Source organism: Microbacterium sp. GW821-FHT01D02 (assembly GCF_059422585.1).
Map to the genome: position 1 here is coordinate 647,503 of NZ_JBWKXB010000001.1, position 20,844 is coordinate 668,346.

The 20,844-nt window shown below is 68.7% G+C and carries 26 protein-coding genes; 8 read left to right on the forward strand and 18 right to left on the reverse strand.

What is annotated here, in order from left to right:
* The first annotated feature begins 42 nt into the window (after nt 1–42).
* Together aceB and AC07VM_RS03145 are read left to right on the forward strand one after the other, a co-directional pair.
* Nucleotides 43–1,698: a malate synthase A gene (gene aceB, locus AC07VM_RS03140; RefSeq protein WP_494909956.1), complete on the forward strand. Its 1,656-nt coding sequence runs from the start codon at nt 43–45 to the stop codon at nt 1,696–1,698.
* 94 nt (nt 1,699–1,792) lie between these two features.
* Complete coding sequence (locus AC07VM_RS03145; RefSeq protein WP_494909957.1) at nt 1,793–2,224, forward strand: hypothetical protein; 432 nt, start codon at nt 1,793–1,795, stop codon at nt 2,222–2,224.
* 25 nt (nt 2,225–2,249) lie between these two features.
* On the opposite strand, the gene AC07VM_RS03150 is transcribed toward AC07VM_RS03145, so the two are convergent.
* Nucleotides 2,250–2,768 (reverse strand): Lrp/AsnC family transcriptional regulator, encoded by a 519-nt coding sequence (locus tag AC07VM_RS03150; RefSeq protein ID WP_494909958.1) that lies wholly within the window; start codon nt 2,766–2,768, stop codon nt 2,250–2,252.
* A 105-nt stretch (nt 2,769–2,873) separates the two neighbouring features.
* Between AC07VM_RS03150 and ald the strand changes: the two genes are divergently transcribed.
* The 4 genes from ald (at nt 2,874) to AC07VM_RS03170 (ending at nt 6,000) form a co-directional block, all read left to right on the forward strand.
* Nucleotides 2,874–3,968 carry an alanine dehydrogenase gene (ald, locus tag AC07VM_RS03155; RefSeq protein WP_494909959.1) on the forward strand — a complete coding sequence of 365 codons (1,095 nt, stop codon included), beginning with the start codon at nt 2,874–2,876 and terminating at the stop codon, nt 3,966–3,968.
* A 53-nt stretch (nt 3,969–4,021) separates the two neighbouring features.
* Complete coding sequence (locus AC07VM_RS03160; protein ID WP_494909960.1) at nt 4,022–4,171, forward strand: hypothetical protein; 150 nt, start codon at nt 4,022–4,024, stop codon at nt 4,169–4,171.
* Nucleotides 4,172–4,290: 119 nt separating this feature from the next.
* Nucleotides 4,291–5,490, forward strand: a complete 1,200-nt coding sequence (locus AC07VM_RS03165; RefSeq protein WP_494909961.1) for a pyridoxal phosphate-dependent aminotransferase — start codon at nt 4,291–4,293, stop codon at nt 5,488–5,490.
* Nucleotides 5,491–5,562: 72 nt separating this feature from the next.
* On the forward strand, nt 5,563–6,000 hold the full coding sequence (locus tag AC07VM_RS03170) for a hypothetical protein (protein ID WP_494909962.1): 438 nt from the start codon (nt 5,563–5,565) through the stop codon (nt 5,998–6,000).
* Here the strand turns inward: AC07VM_RS03170 and AC07VM_RS03175 are convergent.
* The 8 genes from AC07VM_RS03175 to AC07VM_RS03210 are packed head-to-tail and all read right to left on the reverse strand — an operon-like array spanning nt 5,958 to nt 12,404.
* Nucleotides 5,958–6,359, reverse strand: coding sequence for a VOC family protein (locus AC07VM_RS03175; RefSeq protein ID WP_267415664.1), 402 nt, complete (start codon nt 6,357–6,359; stop codon nt 5,958–5,960). The two genes, AC07VM_RS03170 and AC07VM_RS03175, sit on opposite strands and share 43 nt — an antisense overlap.
* Before the next feature lie 30 nt (nt 6,360–6,389).
* Nucleotides 6,390–7,523 (reverse strand): UDP-N-acetylmuramate dehydrogenase, encoded by a 1,134-nt coding sequence (locus tag AC07VM_RS03180; protein WP_494909963.1) that lies wholly within the window; start codon nt 7,521–7,523, stop codon nt 6,390–6,392.
* Nucleotides 7,524–7,533: 10 nt separating this feature from the next.
* Nucleotides 7,534–7,935 (reverse strand): MaoC/PaaZ C-terminal domain-containing protein, encoded by a 402-nt coding sequence (locus AC07VM_RS03185; protein ID WP_494909964.1) that lies wholly within the window; start codon nt 7,933–7,935, stop codon nt 7,534–7,536.
* Complete coding sequence (locus AC07VM_RS03190) at nt 7,935–8,402, reverse strand: FAS1-like dehydratase domain-containing protein (RefSeq protein ID WP_267415667.1); 468 nt, start codon at nt 8,400–8,402, stop codon at nt 7,935–7,937. The genes AC07VM_RS03185 and AC07VM_RS03190 overlap by 1 nt, the downstream gene beginning before the upstream one ends.
* A gap of 30 nt (nt 8,403–8,432) precedes the next feature.
* Nucleotides 8,433–9,230, reverse strand: a complete 798-nt coding sequence (locus AC07VM_RS03195; RefSeq protein ID WP_267415669.1) for a sulfite exporter TauE/SafE family protein — start codon at nt 9,228–9,230, stop codon at nt 8,433–8,435.
* Nucleotides 9,231–9,266: 36 nt separating this feature from the next.
* Entirely contained in the window at nt 9,267–10,814 is a 1,548-nt protein-coding gene (locus tag AC07VM_RS03200; protein ID WP_494909965.1) for a tripartite tricarboxylate transporter permease, read from the reverse strand.
* The gene (locus AC07VM_RS03205; RefSeq protein WP_494909966.1) at nt 10,814–11,383 is read right to left on the reverse strand and encodes a tripartite tricarboxylate transporter TctB family protein; all 570 of its coding nucleotides are present in this window, start codon (nt 11,381–11,383) and stop codon (nt 10,814–10,816) included. The genes AC07VM_RS03200 and AC07VM_RS03205 overlap by 1 nt, the downstream gene beginning before the upstream one ends.
* A gap of 1 nt (nt 11,384) precedes the next feature.
* Nucleotides 11,385–12,404: a Bug family tripartite tricarboxylate transporter substrate binding protein gene (locus AC07VM_RS03210; RefSeq protein WP_267415672.1), complete on the reverse strand. Its 1,020-nt coding sequence runs from the start codon at nt 12,402–12,404 to the stop codon at nt 11,385–11,387.
* 163 nt (nt 12,405–12,567) lie between these two features.
* Here AC07VM_RS03210 and AC07VM_RS03215 point away from each other — a divergent pair, with 163 nt between their 5' ends.
* Together AC07VM_RS03215 and AC07VM_RS03220 are read left to right on the forward strand one after the other, a co-directional pair.
* Nucleotides 12,568–13,788 carry a PAS domain-containing protein gene (locus tag AC07VM_RS03215; protein ID WP_494909967.1) on the forward strand — a complete coding sequence of 407 codons (1,221 nt, stop codon included), beginning with the start codon at nt 12,568–12,570 and terminating at the stop codon, nt 13,786–13,788.
* A gap of 92 nt (nt 13,789–13,880) precedes the next feature.
* A complete protein-coding gene (locus tag AC07VM_RS03220) occupies nt 13,881–15,455 on the forward strand; it encodes an AMP-binding protein (protein ID WP_267415674.1) in 1,575 nt (524 codons plus the stop codon).
* 100 nt (nt 15,456–15,555) lie between these two features.
* Here the strand turns inward: AC07VM_RS03220 and rplQ are convergent, their stop codons facing one another.
* The 9 genes from rplQ to map form a co-directional block, all read right to left on the reverse strand.
* Nucleotides 15,556–16,107 (reverse strand): 50S ribosomal protein L17, encoded by a 552-nt coding sequence (gene rplQ / locus AC07VM_RS03225; RefSeq protein WP_494909968.1) that lies wholly within the window; start codon nt 16,105–16,107, stop codon nt 15,556–15,558.
* Between the two features lie 33 nt (nt 16,108–16,140).
* Nucleotides 16,141–17,130, reverse strand: coding sequence for a DNA-directed RNA polymerase subunit alpha (locus AC07VM_RS03230; protein WP_017201565.1), 990 nt, complete (start codon nt 17,128–17,130; stop codon nt 16,141–16,143).
* Between the two features lie 131 nt (nt 17,131–17,261).
* A complete protein-coding gene (gene rpsK, locus AC07VM_RS03235; protein ID WP_017829189.1) occupies nt 17,262–17,660 on the reverse strand; it encodes a 30S ribosomal protein S11 in 399 nt (132 codons plus the stop codon).
* Between the two features lie 31 nt (nt 17,661–17,691).
* Complete coding sequence (gene rpsM, locus AC07VM_RS03240; RefSeq protein ID WP_017201568.1) at nt 17,692–18,066, reverse strand: 30S ribosomal protein S13; 375 nt, start codon at nt 18,064–18,066, stop codon at nt 17,692–17,694.
* Nucleotides 18,067–18,214: 148 nt separating this feature from the next.
* Nucleotides 18,215–18,331 (reverse strand): 50S ribosomal protein L36, encoded by a 117-nt coding sequence (gene rpmJ, locus AC07VM_RS03245; RefSeq protein ID WP_005050492.1) that lies wholly within the window; start codon nt 18,329–18,331, stop codon nt 18,215–18,217.
* Nucleotides 18,332–18,395: 64 nt separating this feature from the next.
* Nucleotides 18,396–18,617: a translation initiation factor IF-1 gene (gene infA, locus AC07VM_RS03250; protein ID WP_017201569.1), complete on the reverse strand. Its 222-nt coding sequence runs from the start codon at nt 18,615–18,617 to the stop codon at nt 18,396–18,398.
* A gap of 245 nt (nt 18,618–18,862) precedes the next feature.
* The gene (locus tag AC07VM_RS03255; protein ID WP_494909969.1) at nt 18,863–19,012 is read right to left on the reverse strand and encodes a hypothetical protein; all 150 of its coding nucleotides are present in this window, start codon (nt 19,010–19,012) and stop codon (nt 18,863–18,865) included.
* Between the two features lie 320 nt (nt 19,013–19,332).
* Nucleotides 19,333–19,992: a DsbA family protein gene (locus AC07VM_RS03260; RefSeq protein WP_494909970.1), complete on the reverse strand. Its 660-nt coding sequence runs from the start codon at nt 19,990–19,992 to the stop codon at nt 19,333–19,335.
* A complete protein-coding gene (map, locus tag AC07VM_RS03265) occupies nt 19,992–20,843 on the reverse strand; it encodes a type I methionyl aminopeptidase (RefSeq protein ID WP_494909971.1) in 852 nt (283 codons plus the stop codon). The genes AC07VM_RS03260 and map overlap by 1 nt, the downstream gene beginning before the upstream one ends.
* Nucleotide 20,844 lies beyond the last annotated feature (1 nt).

Here is a 20,844-nt window from a genome sequence, read left to right on the forward strand (position 1 = left end):
CGCCTTCCTCGCATCGCGACGCATACCGAAGGACTCACGATCATGACCACTCCCACCGCTCCCCCGACCACGGCTCCGATCCAGACGACCCAGCAGGGTCCGGCGATCGAGGTCGAAGGCCCCCTCCGCGACCGCTACGACGAGATCCTCACCCCCGCGGCGACCGCCTTCCTCACCGAGCTGCACCACCGCTTCGCGTCGCGTCGCCACGACCGGCTCGCCGACCGGATGCGCCGCCGTTTCGAGATCGGCAACGGGCACGACCCGCGCTTCCGCGAGGACACCACGCACATCCGCGAGGACACCGAGTGGCGGGTCGCCGGGGCCGGGCCCGGCCTCGAGGACCGCCGCGTCGAGATCACAGGGCCCACCGACCCGAAGATGACGATCAACGCGCTCAACTCCGGCGCCCGGGTGTGGCTCGCCGACCAGGAGGACGCCACGAGCCCGACCTGGAAGAACGTCATCGAGGGCCAGCTGTCCCTGCGCGACGCGATCCGCGGCGAGCTGTCGTTCACCTCGCCGGAGGGCAAGGAGTACCGGGTCACCGCCGAGCGCACCCCGACGATCGTGATGCGTCCGCGCGGCTGGCACCTGCCGGAGAAGCACATCGCGTTCATCGATCGCGCCGGGCGCCGCACGTCGGCATCCGGTTCGCTCGTCGACTTCGGTCTCTACTTCCTGCACAACGCGCAGGCGCTGATCGACGGCGGCCGCGGGCCGTACTTCTACATCGCCAAGCTCGAGTCGAGCGAGGAGGCGAAGCTGTGGGACGACGTGTTCTCGTTCAGTGAGGAGTACATCGGCATCCCCCACGGCACGATCCGCGCGACCGTGCTGATCGAGACGCTGCCGGCCGCGTTCGAGATGGACGAGATCCTGTACGAGCTGCGCGACCACTGCGCGGGCCTGAACGCCGGCCGCTGGGACTACATCTTCTCGATCATCAAGAACTACCGCGGCCGCGGGGCCCGCTTCGTGCTCCCCGACCGCAGCGAGGTCACGATGACCGTCCCGTTCATGCGGGCCTACACCGAGCTGCTGGTGCAGACCTGCCACAAGCGGGGGGCCTTCGCGATCGGCGGCATGAGCGCATCGATCCCGAACCGTCGCGACCCCGAGGCGACGGCACGAGCGATCGAGAAGGTCGCGGCCGACAAGAACCGCGAGGCCGGCGACGGCTTCGACGGCACCTGGGTGGCCCACCCCGACCTGATCCCGACCGCGCAGGCGGAGTTCGACGCCGTGCTCGGCGACCGCCCGAACCAGGTCGACCGCCAGCGGCCCGACGTGCACGTGGAGGCGCGTGATCTGCTCGACCTGCACATCGGCCGCCCCATCACGGCGCAGGGCGTCCGGGACAACGTGTCGGTGGCCATCCGCTACCTGGAGGCGTGGCTGCGCGGGCTCGGCGCCGTCGCGATCGACAATCTGATGGAGGATGCCGCGACCGCCGAGATCAGCCGCTCGCAGGTGTGGCAGTGGATCCACCAGGACCGCACCACGCAGGACGGGACCCCGATCACCGCGGAGTACGTCGAGGGCCTGATCACCCAGGTGCTCGCCCAGGCGACGCGCAGCCACGGCGACCGATACGACGACGCGGCGGAGATCTTCCGCGAGGTCGCCCTGCAGGAAGAGTTCCCGACCTTCCTCACCCTGGGCGCCTACAGCCGGTTCCTGATCGACGAGGACTGAACGCGCGAGAGCCCCTCGGCCGCGGAGGATGCCGTGGCCGAGGGGCTCTCCCCTGTCCGGAGCCGGTGCCGTCGAGCGGGCGTAGCCTGGAGGCATGACCGACGTCTGGGCGGACATCGCCTCCGAGTTCCTGCACTTCTACCCGCGCGGCAGGCGGCTGCTGGCGGTGGCCGGAGCAGACGCGGAGCGCTCGCGTCTCGCCGCCGACGCACTGTCCGCGGCTCTGACCGCCGTGGGCCAGCAGGTGGTCCGCGAGCATTCGGCGGAGGGCGATGAGCCGGGCGTGCGGGCGGTGGTCACCGCGTTCCGCGAAGGACCGCAGACCGAGAGCATCCTGCTCCTCTCCGGACCCGCGGCGCTGCTCGGCGAGCGCACCCGGGGCATGTGGAACTACGCCGTGTGGCAGCTCGCCGGTGACGAGCCGCCGCACACGGTCGCCGGGGCGATCGTCGACGTGACCGACCCCGCGCATCCGGCCCGGCGGTTCGCCGACTACTGCGCGCTGCCCGCGTCCTACGGCGCCTGACGCCCGTCGGTCCTCTGCGCTCGCCTCAGTGGAACGACGCGGCCACCGAGTTGCGGTGGTAGTCGAACACGATGCTCGTGCGCGTGGAGGCGACACTGCTCTGCGCAGACAGGTGCTCGAGCACGAACTCGCGCATCTCCGAGGAGTCCGCGACCGCGATGTGCAGCAGGAAGTCGTCGTCTCCGCCGAGGAAGAAGACCTGGATCACCGGGGGCAGCACGCGCACGCGCTCCGCGAACTCCACGATGCTCTCCCGCCGACCGCTCGGGCGCAGCGTCACGCCGATGATGGCCTGCAGCCCTGCGCCCAGCATCCGCTCGTCCACGCTCGCGTGGAAGCCCGTGATGACACCGCGGTCGACGAGTGCGCGCAGTCGGGTGTGTGCCGTCGACGGTGCGACGCCGAGGCGCGCGGCGAGCTCGGCATTGGTCATCCGCCCGTCCGCCGTGAGGAGTCGCACGATCCTGGCGTCGAGCGGGTCGAGTGCGGGCGCCCGAACGCTGTTCGGCTCCGGGACCTCTGACGTCGTCTCCATACGAAGCATTATTCAGGATCGCAGCTCCTGCCGAATCATCTTCAGTGATTCTGTCGAGACTTCGACGTTTCTGCGATCCTGGTGCCGACCGCACAATGCACCCCTGGAGGATCAATGAAGATCGGCGTCCCCACCGAGGTCAAGAACAACGAGAACCGCGTCGCGCTCACGCCCGCCGGCGCCGACCGCCTGGTCCACGAGGGCCACCGCGTGCTCGTGCAGTCCGGTGCGGGCCTGGGGTCGCGCATCACGGACGACGACTACCGCGCCGCCGGTGCCGAGATCGTCGCGACCGCCGCCGAGGCCTGGGGCGACGCCGAGCTGGTCATCAAGGTCAAGGAACCGATCGCCCAGGAGTACGGCTTCCTGCGCGCCGACCTCACACTGTTCACCTACCTGCACCTCGCCGCCGACCGCGCGCTGACCGAGGCCCTCGTGGGGGCCGGGACCACTGCTGTCGCGTACGAGACGGTGCAGCTGCCCGACCGCTCCCTGCCGCTGCTGGTGCCGATGAGCGAGATCGCCGGTCGGCTCTCGGTCACCATGGGCTCGTATTCGCTGCTGCGTTCGCAGGGCGGGCGCGGCATGCTGCTCGGCGGCATCGCCGGCACCCCGCGCGCCAAGACCGTCGTGATCGGCGGCGGTGTCGCGGGAGAGCACGCGGCGGCGAACGCGCTCGGTCTCGGCTCCAAGGTGACCGTGATCGACGTCTCCCTGCCGCGTCTGCGCGAGCTCGAGCACCGCTACGGCGGCGCACTGGAGACCCGCGCATCGAGTCGCTACGACATCGCCGAGGAGCTCAAGACCGCCGACCTCGTGATCGGCTCCGTGCTGATCCCGGGCGCTGCCGCCCCCAAGCTCGTCACCGACGACATGGTCGCCGCGATGAAGCCGGGCTCGGTGCTGGTCGACATCGCGATCGACCAGGGCGGATGCTTCGAGGGGTCGCGGCCCACCACCCACGACGACCCGACGTTCGCCGTGCACGACTCGATCTACTACTGCGTGGCGAACATGCCGGGCGCGGTCCCGGAGACCGCGACCCGCGCCCTGACCAACGCGACCCTCCCCTACGTCTCCGCGATCGCGGGCAAGGGCTGGGAGCGCGCGGCCTCGGAGGACCCGTCGCTCGCGAAGGGTCTCAACGTGCAGGATGGGCGCATCACGCTGCCGGCCGTCGCTCAGGCGCACGGCTTCGAGACGGACTGACCTCAGGACGGCTCTACCGCACGACGGACGCCGTGCTCGGCTACCATCGGCGCATGGAGACCGAGGCGTCGGACACGGAGGAGCCCACCCTCTCGCTGCCGATGCGCATGCTGCTCCGACTGCTCGCGCACGTCGAGGTCGGACTGGCGATCGCGCTGTTCCTGTCGTGGCCGTGGATACTGCTCGCCGGCTGGCGGGAGTGATCGTCGAGCGACGCTCCCGGTGCTGACTCCCCGGACTCTTCCTCCGACGCGAAAGAACTCAGGTTCTTCATGACGACTCGCCAGGCGGCCCGACGGGTGACCCGAGTACGCTCGTAATCGTGACCGAACGCGCACCTCTCTCCCGCAAGCTGTCCGCCATCGCCGAGTCCGCGACCCTCAAGGTCGACGCCAAGGCCAAGGCCCTCAAGGCCGAAGGCAAGAACGTCATCTCGTACGCCGCCGGCGAGCCCGACTTCGCGACGCCGCAGTTCATCGTGGATGCCGCCGCCGAGGCTCTGGCCGACCCGGCGAGCTACCGGTACACGCCCGCTCCGGGTCTTCCGGCGCTGCGCGAGGCGATCGCCGCGAAGACGCTGCGCGACTCCGGACTCGAGGTCTCCCCGAGCCAGGTGATCGTCACCAACGGCGGCAAGCAGTCCGTCTACCAGGCGTTCCAGGCCGTCGTGAACCCCGGCGACGAGGTGCTGCTGCCCGCGCCGTACTGGACCACGTACCCCGAGGCCATCCGCCTCGCCGACGGCACGCCCGTCGAGGTCTTCGCCGGCGCCGACCAGGAGTACAAGGTCACTGTCGAGCAGCTCGAGGCCGCGCGCACCGCACGCACCACCGCTCTCGTCTTCGTGTCGCCGTCGAACCCCACCGGCTCGGTGTACACGGCCGAGGAGACAAAGGCCATCGGCGAGTGGGCGCTCGAGCACGGCATCTGGATCATCAGCGACGAGATCTACCAGAACCTCACCTACGACGGGGTCAAGGCCACTTCGATCGTCGAGGCCGTGCCCGAGGTCGCCGGCCAGACGATCCTGGTCAACGGCGTCGCGAAGACCTATGCGATGACCGGCTGGCGCGTGGGCTGGATGGTCGGTCCGGCCGACGCCATCAAGATCGCCGGGAACCTGCAGTCGCACCTGACCAGCAACGTGAACAACGTCGCCCAGAAGGCTGCGATCGCCGCCCTGAACGGTCCGCAGGACGAGTCGGAGCAGTTCCGCCAGGCCTTCGACCGCCGCCGGCAGCTCATCGTCTCGGAGCTCTCGAAGATCGACGGCCTCGTGGTGCCGAACCCGCTCGGCGCGTTCTACGTCTACCCCGACGTGCAGGGTCTGCTCGGACGCACCTGGGGCGGCGTGACGCCGACCACCTCGCTCGAGCTCGCCGACCTGATCCTCGACCAGGCCGAGGTCGCCGTCGTCCCCGGCGAGGCCTTCGGCCCCTCCGGCTACATCCGCATGTCGTACGCCCTGGGCGACGACCAGCTGCTCGAGGGCGTGCAGCGCCTGCAGCGCCTGTTCGCCTGACCTCGTCGGCACCCATTGCACTCGCCGATGGGTCTCGACGCATGCGAGGAGCACATCGCGGATACTGGAGGAATGGCGGACGGCGAGCAGGAGGATGAGCAGATGCCGGTGACTCTGCGGGTGGCCTTCCCCATCCTGAGCACGGTGACCGTGCTGGTCTTCTTCCTCGCCCTCGCGGTCGCTCCCTTCCTCTGGTACTGGGGAGGAGAGTGGCGACAGGTGCTCAGTGTGCTCCCCTTCGTACCGGTGGCCGTCTATGCGACCATCACGGTGCTCGTGATAAGACGAAAGTCGTGGGCCCGGTACGCGACCCTGCTGTTCCCGCTTCCGCTCGCGCTCTACGTTCCGGCGGTAGGGGCCCCGATCTGGGAGTTCTGGGCCGGCCTTGCGGGCCTCGCCCTCACCACCGCGGCGGTCGTGTTGATCTTCGTGCCGTCGTCTCGTCCCTACTTCGACAGCGGGACGCCTCAGTCCTCGGGGTGGAAGCCGATCAGCCAGCGGATGCCGTAGCGGTCGACGAGCGTGCCGTCGAAGTCTCCCCAGGGTCGCTGCTGCAGCGCGTCGAGCACCCGGCCGCCGGCGGCGAGCCCGTCGAACCAGCCGGTGAGGGTGAGGGCGTCGGCGGTGCCGAGCAGGGAGAGGAACATGCCGCCCATCTGCACGGCGTCGTCATCGGCACCGGCATCCGCTCCCGCGAGCTCGACGAGTCCGCTCAGCTGCCCGTGCGCGACGGCATCGCCGGGACCGTCGTGTCGGCCGGCGGTGGCGTAGTCGAGCAACTGCAGGTCACCGCCGAACACGGCCTGGTAGTGGCGCAGCGCCTCCGCGGCGTTGCCGGGGAACAGCAGGTACGGGATCAGTCCGCTCATGCCGCGAGTGTAGTCCCGACCGCCGACGCCCTAGAGGTCGACGCCGACGAGGACCGGCTCCGGCTGCAGCACGAGACCGAACTCGGCGTGCACGCGGCTCTGGATGAACCGGGCCAGTTCGGCGACCTCACCGGCCGTGGCGCCGCCGCGGTTGGTCAGCGCGAGCGCGTGCTTCGTCGAGACCGAGGCGCGCGAGCGCGGAAGCTTGAACCCCTTGCGGATGCCGGCCTGCTCGATCAGCCAGGCCGCACTCACCTTCACGTCGGACACGACGGAGGGCTTCGACGGCGGCACCTGCCCGTCGTAGGACGCGAGCGGGATCACGGTCACCGCATCGAGGTCGGGGGCGACGGGCCAGCGCGGGCACTCCGGGGGCAGGGCCCTGGCCACCGCGGCCGTCACGATCGCGTTCTGGAAGAAGGAGCCGACGCCGTGCGTGTCGGGGTCGTCCGCATCGAGCAGCATCCCCTTCGACGCCCGGGTCGCGAGGATGCGCTCGCGCACCCAGCCCAGGGGAACCGGGGTGTCATCGGTCAGACCCAGGGCGCGACGCAGCTGCTCGCCGCGCACCACGCGCTCGCCCGCGACCAGGAGGTCGACCGTCACCGAGAGGATCACGGCCCGACGCAGGGGCACGCTCCCGTGGTGGTGCTTGAGGACGGAGGTGCGGAAGCCGAGTCCGAGCTCGGCGGCGGGAACGGTCGAGATCTCGCCGGTCGACTCGTCGATGAGCTCGACCTCGACCAGCGTCTCCTGGATCTCCTGCCCGTACGCGCCGATGTTCTGCACGGGGGCCGCGCCGACGGTGCCGGGGATGCCGCTCATGGCCTCGAGCCCCGCGTAACCGTGGGCGACGGCGTAGGCGACCAGGTCGTCCCAGCCGTGTCCGGCCTGCGCGCGCAGACGGATGCGACCGGCATGCGGGGAGGGAAGCTCCTCGATGCCCTCGGTGCGCACCCGGATGACCGTGCCCTCGAAGGGCTCGTCGCCGACGAAGAGATTGGAGCCGCCGCCGAGGACGAACCACTCGTCGCCGCGCCCCCACGTCTCCCGCAGGGCTTCGACCAGCCCCTCGGTCGTCGTCGCCTCGAACATCCGCTCCGGTGCCGCGCCCGTGCGGAGGGTGGTCAGCTCCGCGAGCCGGATCGACTCGATCTCCCGCATCAGACCGCCCTCATCGGACGGCGACGCGCAGCTGCGCCTTGACGAGCACGGTGGTCTCGCCGAACGTGACCTTGAGGTCGATGCGCGCGACCTCGTCATCGACCGCGCCCACCGTGGCGACGACGTGGATGTCCGCACCGTCGACCGGGTCGACGACGACCGGCTTCGTGAAGCGCACGCCGTAGTCGAGGATCCGCGTGGCCGGGTCCAGCGCCGCGACGACGACCGACGAGGCGATGCCCATCGTGAGCATGCCGTGCGCGAGCACACCGGGGAGCCCGACGGAGGCCGCGACGTCATCGCGGTAGTGGATCGGGTTGAAGTCTCCGGAAGCCCCGGCGTAGCGCACCAGCGACTCACGGGTCAGGTGCACGGTGCGCTCGGCGAGGACGTCTCCGACGGTGTAGCCCATCAGGCGGCCTCCCCTTCATCCGTGCTCTCGGCGCCGACGAGCAGCACGCTGGTCGCGGTGACGACGTGGGCGCCCGCGGGATCGGTGATCTCGGCCTCGCTGGTGATCATGGCGTTTCCGCCCATCATCCGGATGCCGGTGACCCGCAGCTGCGCGGTGAGCTCGTCACCGGCGACGATGGGGCGCGTGTAGGTGAAGCGCTGCTCGGCGTGGATCGTGCGGGCGAGCACGATGCCGGAGTCCTCCTGCGCCAGCAGCTGCTGCAGCGTGAGGTCCTGGATCACCATCGCGAACGTGGGCGGGGCGACGACGTCGTTGAAGCCGGCCGCGCGGGCCGCCTTGACGTCGGTGTGCTGCGGAGCGTCGGCGAAGACGGCGCGAGCGAACTCGCGCACCTTCTCGCGGCCGACGAGGTACGGGGCCGTCGGCGGGAATTCCCGGCCGACCAGATCTTGGTTCACTGCCACCCCTCGATCCTACTTGGCCACCCTGCGGGATCAGCCGCGCTTGCGTCCCCTGATCGCCTTGATCGCCATCTGCACCGCGATCACGACGAGGTATGCCGCGAACAGCATGTTCCCCAGCGTCGGGTCGACGATGGTCGCGAGCCACGCGCCGAGGGCCGTGGTCGTACAGGCGGAGACGCCGATGAGCGCCGCGGCGAGGAGGTCGACGTTGCGGTTGCGGACGTTGCCGATCGTCCCGGAGATCGCGGTCGGGATCATCATGAGGAGCGAGGTGCCCTTGGCGACCAGGTCGCTCGTGCCGAAGGCCAGCATCAGCACGGGCACGACGATCACCCCGCCGCCGACGCCGATGAGCCCGGCCAGGATGCCGGTGCCGATGCCGACCCCGACCAGGGCGATGCCGGTCAGCCAGGTGAGCTCGAACGCGGCGTCGCGCGAGGGGATGACCAGGAAGAGACTGACGATCACGACCACGAGGAAGCCGACGAAGCCCCAGCGCAGGGCCGTCTGCGAGATGCGCGGCAGCAGGCGCGTGCCGATCTGCGCACCGACCACGGCTCCGGCCGCGAGGATGATCGCGGGGATCCACGCCACCGACCCGGTCGTGGCGTAGGAGATGACGCCGACGCTGGCCGTGGGCACGATCGCTGCCAGCGAGGTCCCGGCGGCAAGGCGCTGGTCGAAGTGCAGCAGCAGCACCAGGAGGGGGACGATGACCGTGCCGCCGCCGACGCCGAAGAGGCCGGAGAGGAGACCGGCGAGGAGGCCGATGCCGATGAACGCGGTGTAGGCACGAGGCCCTCGTGCGGGGGCCTGTACGTCAGTCACCGGATCAGCCTACTCTCGGCCTCCTCCCGGTCCGAATCACACCTCGGAGTCCGCCTTGATCGGTACCGCGATCGACTCCGTGAGCGCCTGCTCGTACCGGCGCTGACGGCGTCGCAGCCACAGCCCGCCGACGATCAGCAGCGCGAGCACACCGTAGGCGATCGCCGCGAACGGCTGCATCACCAGGGTGCTCAGGTCGCCCTGGCTCAGCTGCAGCGCCTTCCGCAGCTGCTCCTCCGCCATCGGTCCCAGGATCATCCCGACCACCAGCGGAGCCACGGGATAGCCGTACCTCCGCATGAAGTATCCGAGGATGCCGACGATCAGCAGGATCACGATGTCGGACGGCGAGCTGTGCAGCGCGTAGGCCCCGAACACCGCGAACAGCAGGATGCCCGCGTACAGGTACGGCCGCGGGATCTGCAGCAGCTTCACCCACATGCCCACCAGCGGCAGGTTCAGCACGATCAGGATCACGTTGCCGATGTACAGGCTCGCGATGAGCGCCCACACCAGGTTCGACTGGCTCTCGAACAGCAGCGGCCCCGGCTGGATGCCGTACGACTGGAACGCGGTGAGGATGATCGCCGCGGTCGCCGTGGTCGGCAGGCCGAGCGTGAGCAGCGGCACCAGCACGCCGGCGGCGGCGGCGTTGTTCGCCGACTCCGGGCCCGCCACGCCCTCGATCGCACCGCGTCCGAACTCGTCGCGGTGCTTCGACAGCTTGCGCTCGGTCGCATACGACAGGAACGTGGCCACGTCGGCGCCGCCGGCCGGGATCGTGCCGATCGGGAAGCCGATCGCGGTGCCCCGCAGCCACGGCTTCCACGACCTCCGCCAGTCGGCCTTCGTCATCCAGGAGCGCCAGCCACGCGTGACCGGGATGACGTCCACGCCGCCGTGGCGCAGGCGCGCGGCGATGTAGAAGGTCTCCCCCACCGCGAACAGGCCGACGGCGACCAGGACGATGTCGACGCCGTCGGACAGCGCGGGCAGTCCGAGCGTGTACCGCTGCTGTCCCGAGAGCCAGTCGGTGCCCACGAGCCCGAGGAACAGCCCGACCCCGAGGGAGAGCATGCCCCGCGAGATCGAGCTGCCGATCAGCGCGCCGACCGTGATGAACGCGATCACGATGAGGGCGACGTAGTCGGCGGGACCGAGGTTCACCGCGAACTGCGCGAGCAGCGGTGCCAGCAGCGTCAGCCCCAGCGTGGCCAGGGTGCCGGCGATGAACGATCCGATGGCCGCGGTGGCGAGTGCGGCAGCGCCCCGCCCCATCCTGGCCATCTTGTTGCCCTCGATCGCCGTGACGATCGAGGCCGACTCCCCCGGTGTGTTCAGGAGGATGCTCGTCGTCGAGCCGCCGTACATGCCGCCGTAGTAGATCCCGGCGAAGGTGATCAGCGCGGCGGCGGGATCGAGCGTGTAGGTGAGCGGAAGCAGGAGCGCCACCGTCATCGCCGGGCCGATGCCCGGCAGCACGCCGACCGCGGTGCCGACGAAGACGCCGAGGAAGGCGAAGGCGAGGTACTGCGGCTGCAGCGCGGTCGCGAACCCCTCCAGGAGCAGGGTCCAACTGTCCATCAGAACATCCTTCCGAGCCAGCCGAGGGCGGGGCCCCACGGCAGCGACAGGCCGAGCAGACCGCCGAAGACGACCTGGATCACGAGCGCGACCACGATCCCGATGAGGAAGGCCATCCACCAGCGCTTAGCGGCGAGCGACCACGCGACGCCGCCGAACAGCAGGGCCGCGGCCGGAGCCCATCCCAGCGGCTCGATCAGGAGCAGGTGCGCGACGACGAGACCCGCCAGCTTGGCGAGCGTGACCCAGTCGGTCGGGAGGCTCTCGTCGATGTCCTCCGCCTCCTCCCCGCCGCCGCGCTCCCCGCGCAGCACGCCGATCAGCACGGCGACGGCGGAGGCGAGCAGGATGACCGAGACGAAGATCGGGAAGACCGTCGGACCGGCCTTCATGCCGACCGGGACATGGATCAGGAAGATGCCGACGACGGCGAAGACACCGAGCGCGACCATGATTCCGGCGAACACGAGTTCGCCGACGGGGACGGAGGGAGAGCGGCGTGCGGGCCGACCGTCGTGGTCGACCCGCACCCCCTGCTCCTCGGTCCCCGACGATGCGGGGACCCTCATGTCACTGCACCAGACCGATGTTCTTCAGCGTCGCCGTGACCTCTTCGATGTTCCCGGTGAGGAACTCGTCGAACTCCGCGCCGACCAGGAACGCATCCGTCCAGCCCTTGGTCTCCAGCTGCTCGGTCCACGCCGCCGACTCGTGCAGCTCGGTGATCACCCGCACCAGCTCGTCCTTCTCCCCGTCGGAGATCCCCCCGGGCGCGATCACGCCGCGCCAGTTGGTCAGGACCACGTCGTAGCCCTCCTCCGTGATGGTCGGGACGTCGGGGAGCTGCGACACCGGTTCCTCGCTCGACACCGCCAGCGCCTTGAGCGCACCGCTCTCGATGTGCTGCGCGAACTCGCCGACACCCGAGATGCCCGCGGCCACCTTGCCGCCGATGAGCAGCGGAACGGCCTCGCCACCACCGGAGTTCGGGGTGTAGTTCAGCTTCTCGGCGATCTCGGCCCCGTCGAGGCCCGCTTCCTCGAGCATGAGCCCCGCGAGGATGTGGTCGGCGCCGCCCGCCGAGCCGCCCGTGATCGTGACCGCCTGGCCGTTGTCGACGATGTCCTCCACGAGGTCCTCGAGGGTGTCGTACTTCGAGTCGGCCGGCACCACCACCACGAGCGGTTCGTCGGTCAGGCGGGCGATCGGGGTGGTGTCCTCGATCCGCACCGCCGAGGCGTTCGTCTCGACCGCGCCGACCATGACGAGCCCCATCACCATGAGGGTGTTCGGGTCCTTCTCGTTGGCGAGCTGGGCGAGGCCGACGGTGCCGCCGGCGCCGCCCACGTTCGTCACGGGCGCGGAGTTCACGAGGTCGTCCTCCGTGAGCACCTGCGACAGGGCGCGGCCGGTCTGGTCCCACCCGCCGCCGGGATCGGCCGGGACGACGATCGAGACGTCGGTGACCTCGGCGGCCTTGGCGTCTCCCCCGCCGTCATCGGTCGCTGCGCTGCCTCCGGCGCAGGAGGTGAGGGTGAGTGCGGCCACCGCCGCGAGGGCGGCCAGGGTGCCGATGCGTGCGTTCTTCATGTGCGCTCCTCCTTGAGCGTTCGTGATGCTGTGGGTCCACACTGGGAGCCGCGACACCACCGCTCAAGCTTCGGAAACCATTGGTCGGAGTTTCGGAACTATTGGTCGAGGACGGCGTCGTCGCCCGCTCGCACGGCGGGGGCGCAACCGCGAGAATGATCAGGTGGCCTCGAAGATGACGCTCCGGGTGCAGCTGCTCGTGCTGCAGGCGCTGATCGTGTTCTTGGTGACCCTGGCCACGGGCATCGTCGCCGGCGCCTTCCAGGAGCAGGCGCTCCGCGAGGCGTACAAGGACCGGATGCAGGCCGTGGCCCAGTCGATCGCGGCGCTCCCCGTCGTCCTCGCCGCTTTCGACGACTTCGAGCCGTCGACGACCATCCAGCCGATCGCCGAGGTGATCCGCGAGGCCTCCGATCTCGCCTACGTCGTCGTGGCCAACGCGGACGGCATCCGGTACTCGCACCCGAACCCGGCACGGATCGGCGAGAAGGTCTCCACCGACCCCTCCATCCCGCTCTCCGGCGAGGTCTACGTGGGAACGCAGACGGGCACGCTCGGGACGTCCTGGCGGGTCAAGGTCCCGATCCGCGACGATCGCGACGAGGTCATCGGCACCGCGTCGGTCGGGATCCTGGAGACGGAGCTGAGCGAGGAGTTCGCCGGCAACCTCACCTGGCTCATCTCGGCGATGCTCGCTGCGGCCGTACTCGGCGTGTTCGGGTCGGCCTGGGTGACGTCGGTGATCCGGCGCCGCATCTATCGGCTCGAGCCGCACCAGATCGCCGCCCTCGTGAAGAACCAGGAGACGACGCTGCACGGTCTGAGCGAAGGCGTGATCACGGTCGACGGCGCCGGACGCATCACCCTCGTCAACGACGCCGCGGCGCGCTTCCTCGGCACGGATGCGGCGGAGCTCGACGGCGCCCCGGCGAGCGACGTGCTGGGCGAGGAGCTGACGACCGTCCTGCGGGAGGGCGAATCGGCCGGGCGACCGGTGATCGTCGGCTCGCACGTCCTAGTCGCGCGGAGCACGGGCAGCGATGCGGACGGCGGCGGCATCGGGGCGACGCTGCTGCTGCGCGATCACACCGAGCTCCACGACGTCGTGCGCCGGGTGGAGGCCGCGGATGCGATCATCGCCTTCCGTCAGCGCTTCGGCATCCCCAAGGGCCTGAGCGCCGAGACGCTGGAACGCGTGTCGACGGCGCTCTCCGCCCGACCGGATGCCTCGGCGAGCGAGATCGGCGACGACCTCGACATCTCCCGGGTCAGCGCGCGCCGCTATCTGGAGCACCTCGCCAGCTCCGGGCGCGCCACCCGCGCGCTCGACTACTCGACGAAGGGCCGGCCGAGCACCCGCTACCGGATGAACGGCGCCTTCTGAGCCCTGGACACCCCTGGGACGCAGTGCCGTTGTATGCGACACTGGATCGCATTCGACGACGTCGTCGGCCACCCCGGATCGAAGGAGATCTCATGGTTCGCAGCACCTATCCCGACGTGGAGATCCCCGAGGTCTCCATCCACGAGTTCCTCTTCGGCGGCCTCGACGACGCCGAACTCGACACGGTCGCCCTCGTCGACGGGGTGAGCGGAGCGACCACGACCTACCGACAGCTGGTCGGGCAGATCGACCTCTTCGCCGGCGCCCTCGCCGAGCGCGGCGTGGGCGTGGGCACCACCGTCGGCGTGCTGTGCCCGAACATCCCGGCCTTCGCGACCGTGTTCCACGGCATCCTCCGCGCCGGAGCGACCGCGACCACCATCAACTCCCTCTACACCGCGGACGAGATCGCCAACCAGCTCACCGATGCGGGTGCGACCTGGCTCGTGACGGTGTCCCCTCTGCTGCCCGGTGCCCAGGCCGCCGCGGAGAGACTCGGCTTCCCGGCCGACCGCGTCATCGTGCTCGACGGCGCCGAGGGTCACCCGTCGCTCCCCGAGCTGCTGGGCGAGGGACACCGTGCACCGGATGTCTCCTTCGACCCGGCCACGCATCTGGCCGTGCTCCCCTACTCCTCCGGCACGACCGGGCGGCCCAAGGGCGTCATGCTCACGCACCGGAACCTCGTCGCCAACGTGTCGCAGTGCCGACCGGTCCTCGGCGTCGAGGCGAGCGACCGCGTCCTGGCCGTGCTGCCCTTCTTCCACATCTACGGGATGACCGTGCTGCTGAACTTCGCCCTGCGGCAGCGTGCAGGACTCGTCACGATGCCCCGGTTCGACCTCCCCGAGTTCCTCCGGATCATCGCGGAACACCGCACCACGTGGGTGTTCGTCGCCCCGCCGATCGCCGTCGCCCTCGCGAAGCATCCGATCGTCGACCAGTACGACCTGTCCGCGGTGAAGGTGATCTTCTCCGGCGCCGCGCCCCTCGATGGAGCGCTCGCGTCGGCCGTGGCGAACCGCCTCGGCTGCATCGTGACGCAGGGCTATGGGATGACCGAGACCAGCCCGGCCGTGAACCTCATCTCGGAGACGCGCGGCGACATCGATCGCTCGAGCATCGGCCCCCTCGTGCCGAACACCGAGGCACGGCTGGTCGACCCGGACACCGGGACGGATGTGACCGTTCCCGATGACGGCGCCAGCGAGCCCGGCGAGCTGTGGGTGCGCGGACCCCAGGTCATGGTCGGCTACCTGAACCGCCCGGAGGCCACGGCCGAGATGCTCGACGCCGACGGGTGGCTGCACACCGGCGACGTCGCGACCGTCACGCATGACGGCATCTACCGCATCGTCGACCGGCTCAAGGAGCTCATCAAGTACAAGGGCTACCAGGTCGCCCCCGCCGTGCTCGAAGCCGTGCTGCTGGAGCATCCCGCCATCGCCGACGCCGCCGTGATCGGCGCGTTCGACGAAGACGGGCAGGAGGTGCCGAAGGCGTTCGTGGTGCGTCAGCCCGACGCGGAGCTCGATGAGGACGCCGTGATGGCGCATGTCGCGGCCCACGTCGCGCCGCATGAGAAGGTGCGGCAGGTCGAGTTCATCGACGTGATCCCCAAGTCCAGCTCGGGCAAGATCCTCCGCAAGGACCTTCGCGCCCGCTGACGGGTGGACGCTCCGCTGGAGATACAGACGAAGCCCCCACGCAGACGAAGAAGCCCGCCACCCCGGAAAGGGGCGGCGGGCTTCTTCGTGAGCGAGGTCCTTACTCGGACTTCTTCTCGACAGCGTCCTCGGCGGCAGCCTCGGCTGCTTCGCCCTCGGCCTGCGACTCGGCGCCGGCGGTCTCCTCAGCAGGAGCCTCCTCAGCGGGAGCGTCCTCGGCGACCTCGGCCGGCTTCTCAGCCTTCTCGGCCTTCGGAGCGGCGGCCTTCTTGGTCGACTTCGCCTTCGGGGTGACGGGCTCGAGGACGAGCTCGATCACGGCCATCGGAGCGTTGTCGCCCTTGCGGTTGCCGACCTTCGTGATGCGGGTGTAGCCACCCTCGCGCTCGGCGACGAGCGGCGCGATCTCGGAGAACAGGATGTGCACGACTTCCTTGTCACCGATGACCGACAGCACGCGACGACGCGCGTGCAGGTCGCCACGCTTGGCGAAGGTGATCAGACGCTCGGCGAGCGGACGAAGGCGCTTGGCCTTGGTCTCGGTCGTCTTGATCGACTTGTGGGTGTAGAGCGCCGCCGCGAGGTTGGCAAGCATGAGGCGCTCGTGTGCGGGGCCGCCTCCGAGGCGGGGACCCTTAGTGGGCTTGGGCATAATCGTCTAACTCCTGGTCAGAAAGGTCGGGTATCAGAAGGACTCGTCTTCGCTGCCGCCGTAGAAGTGGGCGCCGTCGAAACCGGGCACCGAATCCTTGAGCGACAGACCGAGCGAGATGAGCTTGTCGCGCACCTCGTCGACCGACTTCTGGCCGAAATTGCGGATGTTCATGAGCTGCGTCTCCGACAGGGCGACGAGCTCAGAAACGGTGTTGATGCCCTCACGCTTCAGGCAGTTGTACGAGCGGACCGACAGGTCGAGGTCCTCGATCGGCATCGACAGCTCGCTGGAGTTCACAGCCTCCACCGGCGCCGGGCCGATCTCGATGCCCTCGGCCTCGACGTTCAGCTCGCGGGCGAGACCGAACAGCTCGGTGAGCGTCTTCGCAGCCGAGGCGACGGCGTCGCGCGGGCTGATCGCCGACTTGGTCTCGACGTCGAGGACGAGCTTGTCGAAGTCGGTGCGCTCCCCGGCACGGGTCGCGTCGACGCGGTAGCTGACCTTGAGGACCGGCGAGTAGATCGAGTCGATCGGGATCTGACCGGCCTCGGCGTACTCGTTGCGGTTCTGCGTCGCCGAGACGTAGCCACGGCCACGCTCGATCGTGAGCTCCAGCTCGAACTTCGCGGTGTCGTTCAGCGTCGCGATGACGAGCTCGGGGTTGTGCACCTCGACACCGGCCGGAGCCGAGATGTCAGCGGCGGTGACTTCGCCCGCACCGGTCTTGCGCAGGTACGCGGTGATGGGCTCATCGCGCTCGCTCGAGACGACGAGCTGCTTGATGTTGAGGATGATCTCGGTGACATCCTCCTTCACGCCGGGGATGGTGCTGAACTCGTGCAGCACGCCGTCGATGCGAACGCTGGTGACAGCAGCACCGGGGATCGACGACAGCAGGCTGCGGCGCAGCGCGTTGCCGATCGTGTAACCGAAGCCGGGCTCCAGAGGCTCGATGATGAACCGGCTACGGTTCTCGACGATCTTTTCCTCGGTCAGTGTGGGACGCTGTGCAATAAGCACTCTGTGTTCCTTTCGATCACATGCCCGCTATATGACATGTGGTGGGGTGAGGTTTTGAGTTGTGGAAGTCGATGCCCGCGTGCGGGCGTCGAGCCGCTCGGACCCGAAGGACCGAGCGGCTCGAACGCGCGTCAGACGCGGCGACGCTTCGGCGGGCGGCAGCCGTTGTGCGCCTGCGGGGTGACGTCCTGGATCGAACCCACCTCGAGGCCGGCGGCCTGCAGCGAGCGGATCGCGGTCTCGCGGCCGGAGCCCGGACCCTTCACGAGCACGTCGACCTTCTTGACGCCGTGCTCCGCAGCCTGGCGAGCGGCCGACTCGGCAGCCATGCCGGCGGCGTACGGGGTCGACTTGCGGGAGCCCTTGAAGCCCACGCCACCCGACGATGCCCAGGCGATGACGGCGCCGGACGGGTCGGTGATCGAGACGATGGTGTTGTTGAACGTCGACTTGATGTGGGCCTGGCCCAGCGCGATGTTCTTCTTTTCCTTGCGGCGCGGCTTGCGCGCGGCGGCCTTGGGTGCAGCCATGAAAGTGTTCTCCTAGTCCCTGGGGCCGCGCTTAGCGGGCCTTCTTCTTGCCTGCGACGGTGCGCTTCGGGCCCTTGCGGGTACGGGCGTTGGTCTTGGTGCGCTGACCACGGACCGGGAGACCACGACGGTGGCGGATGCCCTCGTAGGAGCCGATCTCGACCTTGCGGCGGATGTCTGCTGCAACCTCGCGGCGCAGGTCGCCCTCCACCTTGTAGTTGCCTTCGATGTGGTCGCGGAGGGCGATCAGCTGGTCGTCGCTGAGGTCCTTCACGCGGATGCTCTCGTCGATGTCCGTCGCCTTGAGGATCTCGACCGAGCGGGTACGGCCGACGCCGTAGATGTAGGTAAGGGCGATCACCACGCGCTTGTCGCGCGGGATGTCAACGCCGGCAAGACGTGCCATGCGGTTCTCCTGGGTGTTGTGGAGGTGTGGAACAGGATCGGTGCCCGGGCCTCCGCCCGAGGTGTCCCCCGCTTCCGCGGGTTCTGATCCTGCCGTTGTGTGTATTCAGTTGTGAGATGTGCGCGAGCGGTGCCGCACAGCGGGGGCCTCAGCCCTGGCGCTGCTTGTGACGCGGGTTGCTCTTGCAGATCACCATGACGCGGCCGTGACGGCGGATCACCTTGCAGTGATCGCAGATGGGCTTGACGCTGGGGTTGACCTTCATGATGTTTCCTGTTCGCTGTCTTCGTACCGCCCCAGTCAGGGGCAGGCCGTTACTTCTCGACCGATCAGCGGTAGCGGTAGACGATACGGCCGCGGGTCAGGTCGTAGGGGCTGAGCTCCACGACCACACGGTCCTCGGGGATGATGCGGATGTAGTTCTGCCGCATCTTGCCGGAGATCGTTGCAAGGACCTTGTGTCCGTTGCTGAGCTCAACGCGGAACATCGCGTTGGGCAGAGCCTCGGAGATCACGCCCTCGATCTCGATGACACCGTCTTTCTTAGCCATAGCCTCGCTGACGCTTCTGCAGACCGGTCGATCTGCGGTGGGTGAATGGTTTGTGGTGCTGCGCCGACGGACACGCCGAATCAAGGCACAAAGCACCAAAGATCTATGTTAGACGCTCTGGAGCCATCCGGCAACTTGAGCCACCGGGCGGGAAGGCCCGAGACGGAAGTGGGTCCGCGCGCACACGCGAACCCACTCCGCTCACATAGGAGTCGCGGCGCCCCGGGCGGGACCCGCGACAGCGATCAGTTCGCCTTGTAGCTCAGTACGCCCTTCGAGTAGAACGGGCTGTGGCACCCGGTGTTCCAGATGAACGACTGCGACGACTTGATGACCTTCGTCTTCGTGAACGCCTGATGACCCGGGAGGGACTGACAGGAGATCTTGACGGTCACCGACCGGCCAGTGTCGACATAGCAGGTGCCCACGACATCGTTGTCATCTTTGCCGTCCCAACTCAGGTTGGAGCAATAGGTCGCGGCACTCGCAGGAGCCGCCACAAGAAGCCCCCCGCCGAGCCCCCCGAGCACCACGGCAAGTGCCGTCAACGCCTTGAATCGAAATCGAACGTGTGAATTACGCATACTTCCTCCGGTTCTTTCGGATCGATCGGACGATCCGGAAGAAACGTAACTCGAAGGCGTGGACTCACGCGGGGAACACCCGAGGCAGCGGAGAAGTCTGAACCAAAGTCACACGGCCCCGCTGACCAAAGTCAGCCGAGAAGCTTCTCCATCTGGGTGATCTCGCCGGCCTGGAGATCGAGGCGCTTGCCGTTGACCTCGATGGTGGGGGTTCCCTTGATGTCATGTGCCTTCGCCTGAGCAACGGGGAACTTGATGTACGTCTTATCCGTGATGCAGTCAATCGAGGTATCCGCGCCGACCTGCTTCGCGTAATCGATCAGCTGCGCATCGTCGAGTCCCGCGGAACCTTCCGCCGGCTGGTTGTCGAACAGCGTCGTCATGTAGTCCACGGCCACATCGGGGTCGTTCTCTGCGACGCAATACATCGCCGCAGCGGCGCGGGACGAATACTCCGTGGTCGATCGGAAGTCCAGGATCGCGATCGGGTGGATGTTGAGCGTGATCTTTCCATCGTTCGCCGCTGCCTGGAGCTGCTCGCCGTACTGCTTCTCGAACTGACCGCAGATCGGGCACATGAAGTCGATGTAGGTGTCGACCGTGTCCTTTCCATCACCGATCGCGATGGCCCCGGTCTCCTGGTTGATGATGTCGCCCTTGGGGGTCGCACCGGGCGCGGTCGCCTGGTTGTTGAGGAACACCACGAGTCCACCGATCGCCACCAGCACCACGACCACGGCGATGGACACGCCGATCGCGAACCAGTTGGTGTTGCTCTTCGCCGCTGCCATTACTTTCCGATCTCTCGAGGCTCGACCCCGAATGGGGCGAGTCCGGCTCTTCCGCCATCGGGCGCGGTGAGCACCCAGATACCACCATCATGCAGGGCGACGCTATGTTCCCAATGAGAGCCGTCTGTGCCGTCCACCGTCGTGACGGTCCAGTCGTCGTCCTCGATGAACGTCGCGTCGCCGCCCGCGGTGACCATGGGCTCGATCGCGAGCACCAGGCCCGGCTTGACCTCTTCGCCCCGGTCCGGGGTGCGGTAGTTGAACACGCTGGGGGCCTCGTGCATCTTGCGCCCGATGCCGTGGCCGACGTACTCGCGCAGGATGCCGTAGGGCTCTCCGGAGACCGCCGAGGGCCCCTGGGCTTCGATGTAGTCCTGGATCGCGGCCCCGATCTCGTCGATCGAGGAGACGGATGCCATGGCGGCGATGCCCGCCCACATCGACCCCTCGGTGACGCGGGAGAGCTCTTCGCGCTGCGCGACCAGCTCGGGTCGCTCCGGGTCCGGTACGACCACGGTGATGGCGCTGTCGCCGTTCCAGCCGTGGAACTGCGCACCGCAGTCCACGGACACGATGTCACCCGGCTGGAGCACCCGGTCCCCCGGGATCCCGTGCACGACCTGCTCGTTCACGGAGATGCACGTGGTGTGGTGGTAGCCGCGCACCAGCTGGAAGTTCGACTCCGCGCCACGGGCGAGGATCGTGCGGTTCGCGACGGCATCCAGCTCGAGCGTCGTGACGCCCGCCTTGATCAGCGGTCGGACGGCGTCGAGCGCCGCCGCCGTGATCCGGCCGGGCTCGACCATGGCTCGCAGCTGAGCCGGGGTCTTGTAGATCGACCGGCGGAACATC

Coding starts and splice junctions, on each gene's coding strand:
- ald (WP_494909959.1), top strand. CDS start 2,874: ATGAAGATCGGCGTCCCCACCGAGGTCAAGAACAACGAGAACCGCGTC.
- AC07VM_RS03180 (WP_494909963.1), bottom strand. CDS start 7,523: ATGCGGGAGATCGAGTCGATCCGGCTCGCGGAGCTGACCACCCTCCGC.
- AC07VM_RS03175 (WP_267415664.1), bottom strand. CDS start 6,359: ATGAGCGGACTGATCCCGTACCTGCTGTTCCCCGGCAACGCCGCGGAG.
- AC07VM_RS03150 (WP_494909958.1), bottom strand. CDS start 2,768: ATGCTTCGTATGGAGACGACGTCAGAGGTCCCGGAGCCGAACAGCGTT.
- rpsM (WP_017201568.1), bottom strand. CDS start 18,066: ATGGCACGTCTTGCCGGCGTTGACATCCCGCGCGACAAGCGCGTGGTG.
- infA (WP_017201569.1), bottom strand. CDS start 18,617: ATGGCTAAGAAAGACGGTGTCATCGAGATCGAGGGCGTGATCTCCGAG.
- AC07VM_RS03185 (WP_494909964.1), bottom strand. CDS start 7,935: ATGGGCTACACCGTCGGAGACGTCCTCGCCGAGCGCACCGTGCACCTG.
- AC07VM_RS03145 (WP_494909957.1), top strand. CDS start 1,793: ATGACCGACGTCTGGGCGGACATCGCCTCCGAGTTCCTGCACTTCTAC.
- AC07VM_RS03200 (WP_494909965.1), bottom strand. CDS start 10,814: ATGGACAGTTGGACCCTGCTCCTGGAGGGGTTCGCGACCGCGCTGCAG.
- AC07VM_RS03170 (WP_494909962.1), top strand. CDS start 5,563: ATGGCGGACGGCGAGCAGGAGGATGAGCAGATGCCGGTGACTCTGCGG.
- aceB (WP_494909956.1), top strand. CDS start 43: ATGACCACTCCCACCGCTCCCCCGACCACGGCTCCGATCCAGACGACC.
- rpmJ (WP_005050492.1), bottom strand. CDS start 18,331: ATGAAGGTCAACCCCAGCGTCAAGCCCATCTGCGATCACTGCAAGGTG.
- AC07VM_RS03220 (WP_267415674.1), top strand. CDS start 13,881: ATGGTTCGCAGCACCTATCCCGACGTGGAGATCCCCGAGGTCTCCATC.
- AC07VM_RS03260 (WP_494909970.1), bottom strand. CDS start 19,992: ATGGCAGCGGCGAAGAGCAACACCAACTGGTTCGCGATCGGCGTGTCC.
- AC07VM_RS03160 (WP_494909960.1), top strand. CDS start 4,022: ATGGAGACCGAGGCGTCGGACACGGAGGAGCCCACCCTCTCGCTGCCG.
- rplQ (WP_494909968.1), bottom strand. CDS start 16,107: ATGCCCAAGCCCACTAAGGGTCCCCGCCTCGGAGGCGGCCCCGCACAC.
- AC07VM_RS03205 (WP_494909966.1), bottom strand. CDS start 11,383: ATGAGGGTCCCCGCATCGTCGGGGACCGAGGAGCAGGGGGTGCGGGTC.
- map (WP_494909971.1), bottom strand. CDS start 20,843: ATGTTCCGCCGGTCGATCTACAAGACCCCGGCTCAGCTGCGAGCCATG.
- AC07VM_RS03210 (WP_267415672.1), bottom strand. CDS start 12,404: ATGAAGAACGCACGCATCGGCACCCTGGCCGCCCTCGCGGCGGTGGCC.
- rpsK (WP_017829189.1), bottom strand. CDS start 17,660: ATGGCTGCACCCAAGGCCGCCGCGCGCAAGCCGCGCCGCAAGGAAAAG.